This window comes from Solibacillus kalamii (genome assembly GCF_002174535.1).
Classification (GTDB): Bacteria; Bacillota; Bacilli; order Bacillales_A; family Planococcaceae; genus Solibacillus; species Solibacillus silvestris.
In genome coordinates this window covers 1-15,183 of record NZ_NHNT01000010.1, presented here as the reverse complement: position 1 = coordinate 15,183, position 15,183 = coordinate 1, and the positions used below count along the sequence as shown (strand labels likewise).

Here is a 15,183-nt window from a genome sequence, read left to right as displayed (position 1 = left end):
TTTTTTACAGTAGCATTTGGTGTGTGATAACGGGATGGCACCAGTATCAAGTAGTAAGATTCACAACTATTACTGCTGGTGCTCATCTGGTATTATCTAGTGTACCATCAAGGTTGTAAAATTACATCAATAGGGATATTTTTAATATCCCTATAACTAAATTTTTGGTTGTATTATTCTTTGGAATTTCCCCTATATATAATAAGAAGGTAAACGTTCTATTCGGTCTTTTTTAATTAAAAACGAACGGAAGTTCATGTTTTAAGAATAAAAAGATAAGGGGTTTGAGGAATGAAAATTTTAAATCCTGATGTCGTGAATAGTAATGTGTTTAAACGGTTTTTAGAGATTGAAAAATATAACAAACTGTATAATGCATACTTACAGGAACCGACAAATACTAATGCGGATTCTTTAAATGAACAATTTAAATATTTTGAAAGACAGATCATACGTATCGCCTATATCAAAAAAGCAATTATTTATGAATCCAGAAAATTTGATTCAAAGTTAAGAGAGCACAATAGGAAGTATGAATTGAATTTGGATGCTCCAATAAATGAAGGCCTGGCAATGGTAGACACAGTTCAAGATGAAAAATCTTTTATACAATTCGAAAACATTTTTGAGAATGACTTAGAGAGCTTGTTGAGTGATGAACTGTTAATAACCTTATTAAAACGTTTAAATGCTAAGCAAAAACAGGTTTTGTATTATCGGTATGTAAACGAGTTAACTGAGAAGGAAATTGCGAAGATATACAATGTATCACAACAAGCTATTTCTAAGATGATTCATAAATCAATTAATATTTTAAGAGAAGGGAGGGAGGGGGATGATTGAAGGACAGCTGTTTCAAATATTAGGGAATTTCGGGTTTCCTATTACCATTGCGATTTATTTATTAATGAGATTCGAAGGCAAAATTGATTCATTGCGAAATTCGATTGACTTATTATCGAACGACCTCACGAAGTCAACCCATGATAGGAGTAAAAAATAGAGGGGAGGTTAACTATGGTCGAGCAGTTAGATCCAAATGAAATTATTCAAGTAATAAAAAGAATGGAACCTGTCATTTCATATTCTTCACTGCAAACTAGAATGGAAAATCGGGATGACCTTAAGCAGCATCTTTATGAAGTTACCATTAAAACTTTAAAAAATACGGTTTTTGTACAACCAAAAGGATTGTTTAAATGAATAGAATAGTTGGTGAGGCATTTTGATATCTAAGGAGTTCGTTGCATCTTTGGATTATTAAAATGCCTTTTTAATTGATATTTGCCTTTCGCATGGATGTTATATAAAAATAATCCAAGAAACTCGCCTGATATTTCAAGGGTGTTAAAAGTGATACATAAGGTGTTTTACCGTATAAAATAAACTATTTGGGGATTTTCATATTATTAAGTTTTTAAATCAGTAATAATAGGGAGAAAAATGTATTTTTTATTTAGACAATTTTTACTGACACGAGATATATGTAAAATAATTTAACCTAGTTATACAGTAAAGGAAATTACATGAAAAACATACAGAGCAAGCATGAAAGCGTAATCATTCTATTTTAATAGAATGATTTTGGCTGTATTTATTATTTCGTATGTTGCAAAATTCGAAAAATTCGTAATGGAGGCAACAACTCTTTTAATCTGAGTTAAACAATATTGTAATATAATTTTGGTATATTCTTAACAGGCAGTAGATGGTGCTGCCAAAAAAATTGAGGAATCATTTTACTCGGTTCAATCAGAGGTGAAACGATCAATACCGGGAGTAATGAAAAATCCATCCTATCAGTACAAAATACGAATTAGGAGCGATCAAGTAATGAATAAAAAACAAATGGACTCTAAAACAGCAAACAAAAATTTTTCTAAGAAAGTAGCGCCACTAGTGATGTCAACATCATTTATAGCTGCATCATTTTTAGCGGCTGGTGCACCTATTTCTGCAGCAGAGCTAGATGCAAAGGATGTTAATCCGGAAATTATTGAACACGCAAAAAATCATGGACAGAAAGTGTCTGAATTTGCAAAGAGCCTGCCAGGTTCTCCTGAAAAAGGGAAGCTTGTTAGCCAAGTAGCCCAACAAAAAACCGAAACTACGGATGAATTAGATAATATAGATGAAACAACAGATGAGGTTGTTGAAGATGGTGTAGTAGAAGAGCCAGAAACACCGGCGACTGAAGAGGATCAAGCAGGAGAAGAGGTAACTGAAGAACCGGCAGCACCTGTAACTGAAGAGGACCAAGCAGAAGAAGGTGCAACTGAAGAACCGGCAGCACCTGTAACTGAAGAGGATCAAGCAGGAGAAGAGGTAACTGAAGAACCGGCAGCACCGGTAACTGAAGAGGATCAAGCAGAAGAAGGTGCAACTGAAGAACCGACAGCACCAGTAACTGAAGAGGATCAAGCAGAAGAAGAGGTAACTGAGGAACCGGCAGCACCGGTAACTGAAGAGGATCAAGCAGAAGAAGGTGCAACTGAAGAACCGACAGCACCTGTAACTGAAGAAGATCAAGCAGAAGAAGAGGTAACTGAAGAACCGGCAGCACCGGTAACTGAAGAGGACCAAGCAGAAGAAGGTGCAACTGAAGAACCGGCAGCACCTGTAACTGAAGAAGATCAAGCAGAAGAAGAGGTAACTGAAGAACCGGCAGCACCGGTAACTGAAGAGGATCAAGCAGAAGAAGGTGCAACTGAAGAACCGACAGCACCAGTAACTGAAGAGGATCAAGCAGAAGAAGGTGAAACGGAAGAACCGACAGCACCTGTAACTGAAGAAGATCAAGCAGAAGAAGAGGTAACTGAAGAACCGGCAGCACCTGTAACTGAAGAAGACCAAGCAGAAGAAGGTGAAACGGAAGAGTCAGAAACACCAGTAACTGAAGAGAACCAGGAAGAAGATGGTACATCAGAAGGTGACGTTACTTCATGGTTAGAAGGATCTTATCAGTTTATCGATAATAGCTATCAAAGCCTAATTAACTACTATCAAACTCATATTGAACAATATTTAAGTAATATTGATTCTGAACAATCTAATGAAGAACCTGAAAATGTTCCAGTAATTGATGAAACAACTGAGGCTGATACTGATGTTGTTGAAACGGTTCCAACGGATGTAGAGGAAGATACGGCACAAAATCTTCCGGTTGATGATACAGCTCTACCAACTGAAACTGAAGAAACGTTGGAAACTCCAGTAAATGTAGATATTGAAGAGCTACCTTCTACTGTAGAAACTCCAGAGCAGGTAACTGAAGAAGGGGAGAACACTGTTTCAGAACCGGTACAAGAACCCGTACCAACAGAAACGGAAGAAATTAGTGTAGATCCTGAAACGGAACAAAATCAAAATGATAAAATCGCATTAAAAGATAAAGTGGTTGGTTACTATCAAGATCTTGTAGCATCTTTCTCTAACTTTTTAAGCTTCCTAAAATAAGAGGGACAAAGTGAAAATAATTAAATAACAGCTAGTAAAAGCTTGGAAAGCCTTAATTAATAAGGTTTTTCCAAGCTTTTTATTTGTTAGGAAAGCAATTTATTTAAAGTGGAACACTAATGTGCAATAAATAAATAATGAAATTTGATATAAATTTATTGATTATCGATAAATAATGTATTAAGATCAAAAGTGAAAATAAAGAAGTGAGGTGCGTTTTTATGGAAAAAGTAACTACGTTGTTTTTAAAAGTTGCTGTTATTTTTTTGGGAATTCCAGTTTTGGCGCTGTGTATCTTTTTAGTTCCTGAGCTGGCAAATGTTGCAGCTGAATTGCTTCCGGATTTTGCTTTCGTAAAGTATTTTGTTTACATTGCTTTCGATGCTTCGGCGATTCCTTTTTTCTTTGCTTTGTATCAGGCTTTCCAACTTTTACGCTATATCGATAATAATAAAGCGTTCTCCGATTTAGCTGTGAAACCTCTAATGAAAATAAAATACTGTGCGATAACAATCAGTGTTTTGCATGTGCTAGTTTTACCGCTTTTTTATGTCTTTGCGGAATTGGACGACGCACCGGGAGTTATCTTTGTCGGATTGATTGTTCCTTTTGCTTCATTGGTAATTGCAGTCTTTGCAGCTGTTCTTCAAAAACTTTTACAAGAAGCAATTAATTTTAAATCTGAAAACGATTTAACGGTCTGAGGTGAATAGCAATGGCAATTATAATCAATATTGATGTGATGTTAGCAAAAAGGAAAATGAGCGTAACAGAACTTTCGGAAAAGGTGGGGATCACGATGGCGAACCTTTCTATATTAAAAAACGGGAAGGCAAAAGCAATCCGGTTAACAACTTTAGAAGCCATTTGTAAGGCGTTAGAATGCCAGCCTGGTGATATTTTAGAATACAAAAGTGATGAAGACAGTTAACTATTACAGCGAAAATAAAGGGAGGGAAATCAATGGAGAGTAGTAATTTGGTTATTGAAAATAGTACTAAACCCGATGTACTTGAGAGAATGTATAGAAAAGACCCGAAAGCTTTTACCAAGTCATTCAAACAAGCATGGGAACAAAATCCTGATTCTCCAATTCTGAGTGTTTGGTATGAAAGATTGAATTTCAGCGATAAGGAAAATACAAAGAAGTCGTCGATGCTTGAAAATGGATTTATTTTCATGGGCATACTAGCGATTATGGCAGGGGTAAGTACAAGAATCATATTCCATTTTGTCGAACAGGAAACAATTGCTCCCATTAATTTGGCATTTGGTATTATTCCCTATATTGCCGCCTATTTTGTTTACAAGCATACTCCTAAAAGAAGTATTATTTATTCTTTAATAGCATTATTTCTAGTTTCGGGAGTATATTTGAATTTGCTGCCCTTAGATTTCAACAATGATAGCATTATTTTAGCTTATTTACATTTCCCCATATTCTTATGGGTGTTGTTAGGGCTTGCATATACAGGAAATGATTATTTACAAAGCAGTACAAGATTAGCATTTATTAAATTTAATTTAGAATATGGTATTCTCTATGCCAGCATGGCAGTTAGTGGGATGGTTCTTGCATTATTAACGATGCAGTTGTTTAGCTTTATTGGCCTGGATATCGGGGACTTCTATTTTAGTAATGTCGTGTTATTTGGTGCAGCGGCACTTGCAATAGTAGGTGTGCACCTCGTTTCAATGAATCTAAAGCTTGCTAAAAATGTTACACCATTTATAGCGAAAATTTTTAGCCCTTTAGTTTTAATCACTTTGCTCGTATATCTCGTAACAGTCATATCAGTCGGAAAAAATCCGTTTTTGGACCGCGATTTCCTGATTGCTTTCAACGGAATACTACTTGGCGTCCTTGCTGTTACAATATTCTCCATTACCGAGAAAGAACCGGACGATAAAAAGAGCATCTTTGACTATGTCAATATGGCATTAATCGTTGTTGCGCTCATCATTGACAGTGTTGCATTATCAGCGATTATGTTCAGGCTTACTTCTTATGGTATTACCCCTAATAGGCTCGCCGTTTTAGGGGTAAATATACTGATCTGTGCAAATCTACTATGGATTATGATTTCCTATATGCGTTTTCTACAAAACAAATCCGGACCGATTGCTATCCAAAATGCCGTGACGAAATATTTGCCGGTATACGGAATATGGGCAGTTTTCGTTATATTTACTTTTCCGGTGATTTTTAATTAGTCATATAGCAATTACAAGCAAAATATAAAACGACCTCTGCTTTTTTGAGCAAGGGTCGTTTTATTTTTCTATGGACTTTACAAATATAGTGGACATTCTATAAAGCGAATAGTCATCATTCTAAAAATATCAGCGATTGAATATTTATTAATAATAACAACTTAATAATAAATTTTAGAAAGAAAGGTGATGGAGATGGAACAAAAAGTATTATCGATGTCCCAACAACTGTTGATAGGGGAAGCGCTTAAATATGCTGCACATAATGTTCCTGAAAGGGATGCGTTTATTTATGGAAATCGTCGAATAACCTATCGGGAACTTTTGACGCGTTCGATGCATTTAGCGGGATGGCTTCAAGCGCGAGGGATTGGTGTAAATGATAAAGTTGGATGTTTGCTTAAAAATGGGCTGCCCTTTGTCGAGCTATATTTTGGTGTCTCTTTATGTGGTGGCGTTTTTGTCCCGATCAATTTCCGTTTAGTTTCTAAGGAGATTGAATATATCGTTAACCAATCCGATGTAACTATATTATTTATTGAAGAAGAATTTATCGAAAGCATTCGCTCGATTAACTTGCCTCAAGTTAAACTCATTGTCCCAATTAAATGCGGGGATTCCGAACTTCAAACAAAAATGATTTCATATGAGGCAATATATAGTACACCTGCTGACTACGAGGAAGTAAATTTCACTGACGAACATGCACATGCAATTATTTATACATCAGGTACAACAGGTAAACCAAAGGGCGCAGTGTTAACCCATAAAAATTATTATATGAATGCGATGAATAAACTCTATCATTCTCCACCTAGAAAGGGAGCAAAGCAACTGATTATTCCTCCTCTTTTCCATGTTGCAGCTCTATCCTCTCTTTTACAAAATTGTCTAATAGAAGGGACTATTATTTTGCATCGTGAGTTTCAACCGGACGTAGTTCTGAAAACAATCCAGGACGAAAAAATTGAAACAATGTTTATGGTTCCTGCGATGTGGAATTTTCTGTTCCAAGTGCCAAACTTATTAGAATATGATTTAAGTTCGATGACAAATTGCGCTTTAGGAGGAGCAATCTGTCCAATTGAAATAAAAAAGAAGATTTTGCAAGTATTTAAAAATGCAAGTATTTTAGAAGCATTTGGGCAGACAGAAATGAGTCCCTCCACAACATATTTAGCGGGTGAAGATGCACTAAGGAAGACTGAATCTGTTGGAAAACCTTCTATAAATGTAAGAGTAAGAATCGTGGATGAAGAAATGAATGATGTGCCTGTTGGAGAAGTGGGAGAAATTGTGTATCAGGGACCCACTACAATGAAGGAATATTATAAAAATAAGGAGGCAACAGAGGAAGCATTTAAAGGGGGATGGTTTCATAGCGGCGATTTAGTCCGAATGGATGAAGAAGGATTCATTTATGTAGTAGACCGGAAAAAGGATATGATTATTAGTGGCGGTGAAAATGTTTATCCGAAAGAATTGGAAGATGTTTTATATTCTCATCCGGATATTTTGGAAGCTGCCGTAGTGGGTATTCCCGATCCTCAATGGGGTGAGGCTGTCAAAGCATTTATTGTCTTAAAGCCTGGTAAACAGATGACTGAGGAACAGGTAATTCGATATTGTCAAAATAGCATTGCCTCGTATAAAAAACCCCGGGCAATTGAATTCATGGAATCTTTGCCTAGAAATGCAACAGGAAAGGTACTCAAAACGGTTTTACGTACGGGAGCTTACCAATTATAACTACAAGAATGTACAGAATTTAGGTTTTAAGTTTTCGGAATAGTCGTAATTTTCCGGGAAATAATGAAGGAGGCAGAAGCGGCTTGCTTAACAAAACGATACAAGTGACAATTGCAGAAAATGGTGTTTGTACCGTTAAATTAAATCGCCCTCAAGTGAGAAATGCGCTAGACCTCCCAATGCGGGAAGAATTAAGAGATTTCTTTACTGAAGTTAAAAACAATGATGATGTGAAAGTGATTGTTTTAACAGGTGAAGGAAATACGTTTTCTGCGGGCGGGGATTTAAGTGCGTCAAAAGATGTTGATGGGGCAAACGGACGGAAGAGACTGCAATCGGGACATGAGATGGTTTCTTCCATTGTAAATCTTGAGAAACCTGTTATCGCTGCTGTAAACGGAGCGGCTGCTGGAGCAGGGGTAAGTCTGGCATTAGCTTGCGATTTGATCATTGCAAATCATTCTGCTGTATTCATTCAAAGCTTTTCAAAAGTTGGGTTAATTCCTGATTTAGGTGCAATCTACTTTTTACCCAGACTCATTGGAAGACATCGGGCACTTGAAATGATGTTTTTGGGAGACAAAGTATCAAGCGAGCAGGCCCTAGAACTTGGGATTGTTAATCGAGTAGTTGGAGACGAGTCGTTGACAAATGAAGTTTACAAATTAGCGGAACAGCTTACAGAAGGTCCACAAATGGCTCTAGGATTAATGAAGAAATTAGTAAATAGAAGCGTTCTTGATGATCTGTCCCATTCTATGGAGCTAGAAGGATTTGCACAAGCAATGTGTTTTGAGTCGGCAAATTTTAAAGAGGGTGTCGAAGCCTTCTTTGAAAAACGAAAACCTGTTTTTAATAAATCATAAATCGAAAAAATTGATTTCATGAAGAATGTACCGGGTGCATTGACAATCCTAATTTCTCTGCACCGGGTACATAATGAAATAGAATGATTATGAAAGCTTGAAACGCAAATGCAAACGCAAAAGGATTAATTAATAATAAAGCTCCCAGCAAAGAATGAGTACGACGAGCAATAATGCTGACATATATGAACATACATAGCGAATTTTTATACCACCTGCAGGCTTTATTTTTCTCCAGTTTAAAAATAACGTTACTAGACAAATGGCTACGAAGGCGATATATGCGAAATTCACCCAAAAATGAATTTTTAAGGCTGAATAAGAAACATAATTTAAAGTTCTATAAGCTAAAATCATGATATTTATAAAAGGTATAATATTAGTGGAAAGTATAAGCAATTCCCATTTATCTATAACTGTCCCTCGGATTGCTTTTTTTCGATTGATGATTTTTTTGATGAACAAAATCACTAAAACTATGAGCGTATACAAACCACTAAAAGCTGCCGCTATGATACTAAAAATATTAATGATTTTCATACTTTGATAGACAGGCAAAAAATCACTTGTCGGCATTGAAATCTTTTCCACGCTACCACCATTCATCGTAACATGAAAATATATACGGTAATCATCTAAAGATCTATAAAGATAAGGCGCGATTTGTTCAATTTCCATCCCAAAAGCATTCACTCTGTTTGTTTCTGTCGCTTCAAAATGACCAATACTAAGGGCGCTGTACAGTTTAGTGAAACCTTTATAAGGTTGCCTTGCCATAAAGTAACTTCCATCAAGCTCATGCGCATTTGGCATTATTTGCTTGCCAACATCAGCAGAATACTCCCCGTACACAAGGGTTGGCAAACCGTAACTCAGTCCTGCTTCACCCGCCTGATTAGTAAAAACAATTACGCCCAAATTCTTATCTGAAAAGGTAAAATTGCTCGAAAAACTATCTGTATTTCCCGCATGTTCAAACACTTCAACTGTATATAGACCTTTCCAAAAACCATGTGCATTACGTGGTACGCCATCGTCATAAAAATCACTTGTCGTCAGCATTTCATCTAATGTACGATTATTGTGAAACAACGGGCTGTTCTCCCCGTCTGCCGGCATAAGAGCCAACATGAATTTAGCTGCATCCTCGATCGTACCAATTGCACTTCCTGCGGGATATAAACCGATAAAGATTCGTTCATTTTTAGAAATAGTAAATTCACCGTCGCTGCTCACAATATATCCATAAATTTCATCTCTTTTTATTTTTACATTTTCGTTATCTTCCTGTGTCGGATGAATCGTTGTGTCCTTCATACCTAAAACAGAAAATATATGATCGTTCACATAATCATAAAAGGGCTGTTCTGTAAGCTCCTCCACAATAAAGCCTGCGAGTGCTACACCATAGTTTGAATAGGCGACTACACTTCCTGGTTCGTGCACCTGATAAGGCTCAGTAATGTGAAGCATTTCTTTCAAAGGCTTTATTTCGTTTGCTGACATATAGAATAGATCTGTAAATTTTTCTTCCCAGCCAGCATTATGGTGCATAAGGTTCAACATTGTAATCGGAGCATCATGCCGTATTTTTGTCAAAAATCCTTCCGGTAAATACGTACGAATATCTTCATCTAATTTCAATTTCCCTTGCTCTACAAGCTGCATCACACTGGTCCACACAAGAAGCTTCGTAACAGAACCCCATTCAAATACAGTATCAGTTGTGACTTTTACCTGATTTTCAACATCAGCAAAGCCATACGACGTATTCAAGAAAATTTCTCCGTCCTTTATAATCAGTACATTGGCTCCAGCTGTAGAAGTCCCGATGTATTTTGAAGCATATTCATTCACACGGTCCTTTAGCTCGGTATAAGCAATCCCTGAAGGTGTAGATATAAGTTCTTTTGCAGAAACAACTGGTACAAAACTTAGCCCCAGTACAACTACCAATAAAATTATTTTTCTTATTATTTCTCTCCTCCTCTTATATCAATACATACTAAACAATTGAAATATTACAATTTTAAAGAAATTACATATGTTTTTAAGCGAAGCTATCTCTATACAAATAGTAATTTTTCTAATATTCTTAATACAATATAGATAATGGGGTGAAGTTAAGTGAAAACGATTCGAATCAATCAATTTGGTACTTCAGAAAATTTAGTAGTTGAGCAGGCCGAATTGCATACGCCAGCTGAAAATGAAGTACTGATAAACCTACATGCAGCAGGTGTGAATCCAAGTGATGTTTATACTTCTACAGGTACATATGCGATAAAACCGAATCTTCCGTATACACCAGGCCTAGACGGTGCTGGGATTGTGGAAAAGATCGGCGAGCACGTGACAAACGTAAAAGTAGGGGACCGAGTATTTATAGCGAGCTTGCCGAATGGTAAGGCGACTGGTACATTAGCACAACAGATTGTTTGTGAAAGCCGCTTTGTTCATCCGATTCCACAGCATATTTCGTTTGAACAAGGAGCAGCATTAGGAGTTCCGGCATTGACTGCATACAGAGCAGTAGTTGGAAGAGCAAACGTGCAGTCAGGGCAAACGGTTTTCATTCACGGAGCTAGTGGCGCTGTAGGTTTACAGGCTGTTCAAATCGCAAAAGCTTTAGGTGCAAAAGTGATTGGAACAGCAAGCCGTGATTCCGGGAAACAGCTTGTAAAAGAAGCCGGCGCGGATGTCGTGCTGGATCATATTAAAGAAGAAACAATGGATGCAGTTTTGGAAGCCAATGACGGCAAAGGCCCGGATGTTATTATTGAATTTCTGGCTAACGAAAATCTGCAGACCGATTTGCAGATGATTGCCAAGCACGGCGTAATCGTTATTGTCGGAAACCGTGGAGAAATCGAGATTAATCCTCGTCTAATTATGCAAAAAGAATGTGATGTACGGGGCATGGTGCTGTTTAATGTGTCGGCTGAAGAACATCAGGAACTGATTCAAGGTGTGGCAAAGCTACTTGAATCAGAACAGCTCAAACCTGTTGTTGGTTACAGTTATCCGTTAGAACAGGCTGGCAAGGCATTTGATGCCGTGATCAATGGTGAACATAACGGGAAAGTAGTTGTAAAAACTCAATAATGGATTTTTGGACTAGTAAATATACTAGTCCTTTTTTTATCTAACAATACTCATAAATAATTTGAATACTTATGTTACTATTTTGTTAGATTACAACTATTTAACAAAAAGTTATCAAAGATTGTTATGATAGTTGTATAGAACGAGAGGAAAAGGTAGCAAACAAATGGGATTTAAAGAAGAATTTAAACGGGAAATGCGCAATGTCAAAAGCGATGTTGCGAAAGAAGTGGAAAAGTATTGGGTCCTAGATTTTGAAGGTCATCAAATAGAAGTAATGAATGGCATGATGGAAGAAGTATTAAAAGTTGATGGACAAATTATTGCAAAGAATGTACGGAAATCAATCTGGTCGCATATAGTACCATTTTCAACGCTGAAGGGAACATTCCAATCAAACAGCGGTAAAACACATAAAGTATATGTGAAAATAGGCGGTTTTGTTAAATTGAATGTAACAGTAAAAGTGGATGGTAAACAGCTGATGCATGAGGCTTTGAAACTTCATTTTTTACCTTGGACAAATAAGGAGTACATTGTTCCTTTTTTAGAAGAACAATTTCAACAGTACCAGCAGCTTATAACAAAAGATTTGCCGGATGACGAGTTTTTATATGATGAACACCATCCGAAATTTGCACCGGGGTTTGCAGACCAGCTTCATCAGGAAGCCGTAACGCCTTTTTATACGAAAAAGCTGATAAAGTTATTTTTGGAACAGGCCGCGAATCCAAACGACCAGACAAGGAAAGCAACTTACGAAAAAATTAAAGATGAAAAGGTTATCAGCTACTTCCATGAATTTCTGGAACTGTTTTATGAAGCGGAAAAGGATGAAAATCGTGTGAAAGAAGAGGCAATTTGGCTTCTGGAACATGCGGCCCATCGTGAAGTCGTTAAATTTGCACTGCTTGTTCTGGGTACTGTGAAATGTGAAGAGTATAAGGAACGCTTGAAAGTAATTGCATTGCATGAAGAATTCACCGGCGTTGCGTTATATGCATTGACTAATGGTACAACAAACAGTAATGAGACGGTGTGGCATATTGCGAAAAATGTTTCGGACTGGGGTAAACTCGAAGCATTGAATTTCCTGGATGCTTCAAATGAAGAAATTCGCCAGTGGATATTACTGGAAGGGCTGAAAAATACCGTACCGGGAAATGCCTCAGCATTAATGTGTGCTGAAAAAGGAAAACTTGATATTGAACTGCACGAAAAAATTATTTCCGGGAAAATATTTGACGGTTCAGGGGTGATAATATTAGCTCTTCTATACGAAGGGGCGTATCAAAGATTGGACGAGTATGAATACGCGGGTCAAGTACTGATGCGCTATACGCACCATGCGAAAACACATTGCCGTACGTTCAACCAGTTTTACATTTTGACACAAATTCATGAATACTTGCAATATGATGAGGCAACATGGGAAGACCGCTTTTCTTCTAACTGGAAACCGCATGAAAAGCGTGCGGTTGAAGAAAATATTGAAGAACTTTCCCGGAATCCTATATGGCTGCAGCAAGCGTTGGAAATTCTGCAAAATGACCAAGAGGGTGAAGATGAGGCGTTAGCTGTAGCCCAATTTTATAAAGCGGATATTACGGACATCGTATTCCAGAAATTAAAGAATAATCCGGAAAACGTACAATATTATTATTCATTATTTGCTGTAAAAGATCCGAAAATTATCGAACGGCTAATAGGAATTACGGAGTCATTTGGAGATTTCAATGAACTGACGAACGATCAGAAAGTTGTTGTTTTATCTCTTATTGAAGAATTGGATCAGTATAATGGTGTTGGTCTGAATTTCATTGGGCAAGCGCTAAAAACTACTGACGACCATCTGCAGTACATGGCGATTCTGACATTGCACTCATTCGATCGTGCGTATTGGCGAGGTACGGAAATCGAACAACTTGTTGGACGTTATGCAAAAGAATCCAAAGATGCGGATGTGAAAGAAATCGCTAAGCAATTGCTTTCAATAAATGAATAGATAACGCTGTTAAAAAATTCGAAGTGCTATTACAGGCTTCGAATTTTTTGTGTTCTAAGGTGAATTTCAAATGTTTACAGACAAGCACAAAGGGAATATTTTTTATAAGTCGATTTATAAAGGAGTTTGATTATGCTAAATCATACAAAACAGTACATCAATGGGGAATGGGTTAATTCTACTGGAACAGATACTATTGAAGTTATTAATCCGGCGACAGAAGAAGTAGTTGGTAAGATTAGCAGCGGAACTGAGGAAGATGTGAATCGAGCGGTCCAGGCAGCAAAGGAGGCGTTCCCTGCATTTTCTAAAATGTCAGTGAACGACCGTATAAAGCTTTTAGAGGCAATTGCTGAAGAATATGAAAAACGTAAAGACGATTTAGTAAATATAATGACAGCTGAACTAGGTGCGCCTATTACAAAGTCGGAGGAAATCCACTATAAGATGGGGCTTTCACACTTTAAACAGGCGGCAGAACAATTAAAAACCTTTAAGTTTACTGAAGAACGAGAGAAATCCTATATTCAAAAAGAACCGATTGGTGTAGCAGGTCTGATCACACCGTGGAATTTCCCTACAAATCAGATTTCCACTAAGCTTGCCAGTGCATTGGCAGCAGGTTGTACGATGGTTGTGAAACCTGCTTCCCAAACACCATTTGCAGCAGTAATTCTGGCGGAAATTTTGGATAAAGCAGGTGTTCCAAAAGGCGTATTTAATCTTGTCAATGGTTCGGGTTCAACAGTTGGTGAGGCAATCAGTTCTCATCCGGATGTGGATATTGTATCGTTTACAGGATCTGGAGAAGTAGGCAGCGGTTTAATGAAAAATGCTGCAGAAGGTATTAAAAATATCTCCTTGGAACTTGGAGGCAAATCGCCATTCGTTATTTTAAAAGATGCAGATGTAAAAGAAGCAGCAAAAACGGCATTAGCTCAAATTGCTATGAATACAGGGCAAGTATGTTCTGCTGCTACACGCATGATTGTACCGGCAGAAATGCATGATAAATTCATAGAGGCAATGAAAGAATTAGTACCTGAATTCCCAGTTGGCGATCCGCAGGACAAAAACACATTTATGGGACCGCAAGTTTCAAAAGACCAATGGGAAACGGTTCAGTCCTATATTAAAAAAGGTGAAAAAGAAGGCGCAAAAATTGTAATCGGCGGCCCTGGCAGACCCGATGGAATTGATAAAGGATTCTTCTCACAAATAACAGTTTTCACAAATGTGAAAAATGATATGACAATTGCACAAGAGGAAATCTTTGGTCCGGTTATGTCGGTTATCACTTATAAAGATTTAGACGAAGCAATTGATATTGCCAACGATACGATCTATGGTCTTGCCGGTTATGTATTCGGAAATGATAAAGAAGAACTGAAAAAAGTCGCTTTATCAATCCGAGCGGGACAAATCCGGATTAATAATAGTGAAACGGATCGATCGGCACCATTTGGCGGCTTCAAACATTCTGGTATTGGCCGTGAATGGGGCGATTATGGAATCGAGGAATTTCTTGAGCCAAAAGCGATTATGGGAATGCCGCTATAATCGTGAAGCTGTCCAAGTATCAGTGACTTGGGCAGCTTTTTTTTGCTTTTGGAGAAACGCTAGGATTTTATTAGAACAGTTGGTCTTCCGTCAATATTTCGGACAAACGTTAAGAGACTTTTTTGCTACCGCCCTTCGGTTGCTCTGCTTTTCATCCCTCCATGCCCAGACCTGGGCATGGAGGGATGAAAACCCTGTAAGAGAACTTTATGAGGCATTTTGACAAAC

Annotated in this window: 13 protein-coding genes; 12 read left to right on the top strand and 1 reads right to left on the bottom strand. The window is 37.5% G+C overall.

Translation table 11 applies throughout. The annotated features are described in order from the left end of the window. Positions 1-291: 291 nt before the first annotated feature. The 9 genes from CBM15_RS13720 (at position 292) to CBM15_RS13680 (ending at position 8,285) form a co-directional block, all read left to right on the top strand. Positions 292-843: a sigma factor-like helix-turn-helix DNA-binding protein gene (locus CBM15_RS13720; RefSeq protein ID WP_014824182.1), complete on the top strand. Its 552-nt coding sequence runs from the start codon at positions 292-294 to the stop codon at positions 841-843. Then, positions 836-1,003: a YvrJ family protein gene (locus tag CBM15_RS13715; RefSeq protein WP_008408942.1), complete on the top strand. Its 168-nt coding sequence runs from the start codon at positions 836-838 to the stop codon at positions 1,001-1,003. Before CBM15_RS13720 ends, CBM15_RS13715 begins: the two co-directional genes overlap by 8 nt. Before the next feature lie 14 nt (positions 1,004-1,017). Continuing rightward, positions 1,018-1,203 carry a hypothetical protein gene (locus CBM15_RS13710; protein ID WP_008408944.1) on the top strand — a complete coding sequence of 62 codons (186 nt, stop codon included), beginning with the start codon at positions 1,018-1,020 and terminating at the stop codon, positions 1,201-1,203. 630 nt (positions 1,204-1,833) lie between these two features. After that, positions 1,834-3,456, top strand: coding sequence for a midas domain-containing protein (locus tag CBM15_RS19295; RefSeq protein WP_087617941.1), 1,623 nt, complete (start codon positions 1,834-1,836; stop codon positions 3,454-3,456). Between the two features lie 221 nt (positions 3,457-3,677). Continuing rightward, positions 3,678-4,160, top strand: coding sequence for a DUF2975 domain-containing protein (locus tag CBM15_RS13700; protein WP_087617940.1), 483 nt, complete (start codon positions 3,678-3,680; stop codon positions 4,158-4,160). Positions 4,161-4,171: 11 nt separating this feature from the next. Further along, a complete protein-coding gene (locus CBM15_RS13695; RefSeq protein ID WP_008406512.1) occupies positions 4,172-4,387 on the top strand; it encodes a helix-turn-helix domain-containing protein in 216 nt (71 codons plus the stop codon). A gap of 32 nt (positions 4,388-4,419) precedes the next feature. Then, positions 4,420-5,670, top strand: coding sequence for a DUF4153 domain-containing protein (locus tag CBM15_RS13690; protein WP_087617939.1), 1,251 nt, complete (start codon positions 4,420-4,422; stop codon positions 5,668-5,670). Positions 5,671-5,865: 195 nt separating this feature from the next. Then, positions 5,866-7,419: a class I adenylate-forming enzyme family protein gene (locus tag CBM15_RS13685; RefSeq protein WP_087617938.1), complete on the top strand. Its 1,554-nt coding sequence runs from the start codon at positions 5,866-5,868 to the stop codon at positions 7,417-7,419. A gap of 83 nt (positions 7,420-7,502) precedes the next feature. Then, positions 7,503-8,285, top strand: coding sequence for an enoyl-CoA hydratase-related protein (locus tag CBM15_RS13680; RefSeq protein WP_087617937.1), 783 nt, complete (start codon positions 7,503-7,505; stop codon positions 8,283-8,285). Between the two features lie 129 nt (positions 8,286-8,414). On the opposite strand, the gene CBM15_RS13675 is transcribed toward CBM15_RS13680, so the two are convergent. After that, a complete protein-coding gene (locus tag CBM15_RS13675; RefSeq protein WP_239534903.1) occupies positions 8,415-10,241 on the bottom strand; it encodes a serine hydrolase domain-containing protein in 1,827 nt (608 codons plus the stop codon). Between the two features lie 171 nt (positions 10,242-10,412). Between CBM15_RS13675 and CBM15_RS13670 the strand changes: the two genes are divergently transcribed. From CBM15_RS13670 to CBM15_RS13660, 3 genes are all read left to right on the top strand, one after another. Next, positions 10,413-11,390, top strand: coding sequence for an NADPH:quinone reductase (locus tag CBM15_RS13670; RefSeq protein ID WP_087617936.1), 978 nt, complete (start codon positions 10,413-10,415; stop codon positions 11,388-11,390). Between the two features lie 166 nt (positions 11,391-11,556). Further along, positions 11,557-13,395 (top strand): hypothetical protein, encoded by a 1,839-nt coding sequence (locus tag CBM15_RS13665; protein WP_087617935.1) that lies wholly within the window; start codon positions 11,557-11,559, stop codon positions 13,393-13,395. A gap of 132 nt (positions 13,396-13,527) precedes the next feature. Further along, positions 13,528-14,955, top strand: coding sequence for an aldehyde dehydrogenase family protein (locus CBM15_RS13660; RefSeq protein ID WP_087617934.1), 1,428 nt, complete (start codon positions 13,528-13,530; stop codon positions 14,953-14,955). The last annotated feature ends 228 nt before the right edge of the window (positions 14,956-15,183 follow it).

Excerpts from the sequence above, each read along its gene's own strand:
- CBM15_RS13710 (WP_008408944.1), top strand. The coding sequence starts at position 1,018 with ATGGTCGAGCAGTTAGATCCAAATGAAATTATTCAAGTAATAAAAAGA.
- CBM15_RS13665 (WP_087617935.1), top strand. The coding sequence starts at position 11,557 with ATGGGATTTAAAGAAGAATTTAAACGGGAAATGCGCAATGTCAAAAGC.
- CBM15_RS13715 (WP_008408942.1), top strand. The coding sequence starts at position 836 with ATGATTGAAGGACAGCTGTTTCAAATATTAGGGAATTTCGGGTTTCCT.
- CBM15_RS13700 (WP_087617940.1), top strand. The coding sequence starts at position 3,678 with ATGGAAAAAGTAACTACGTTGTTTTTAAAAGTTGCTGTTATTTTTTTG.
- CBM15_RS13695 (WP_008406512.1), top strand. The coding sequence starts at position 4,172 with ATGGCAATTATAATCAATATTGATGTGATGTTAGCAAAAAGGAAAATG.
- CBM15_RS13685 (WP_087617938.1), top strand. The coding sequence starts at position 5,866 with ATGGAACAAAAAGTATTATCGATGTCCCAACAACTGTTGATAGGGGAA.
- CBM15_RS13720 (WP_014824182.1), top strand. The coding sequence starts at position 292 with ATGAAAATTTTAAATCCTGATGTCGTGAATAGTAATGTGTTTAAACGG.
- CBM15_RS13690 (WP_087617939.1), top strand. The coding sequence starts at position 4,420 with ATGGAGAGTAGTAATTTGGTTATTGAAAATAGTACTAAACCCGATGTA.
- CBM15_RS13660 (WP_087617934.1), top strand. The coding sequence starts at position 13,528 with ATGCTAAATCATACAAAACAGTACATCAATGGGGAATGGGTTAATTCT.
- CBM15_RS19295 (WP_087617941.1), top strand. The coding sequence starts at position 1,834 with ATGAATAAAAAACAAATGGACTCTAAAACAGCAAACAAAAATTTTTCT.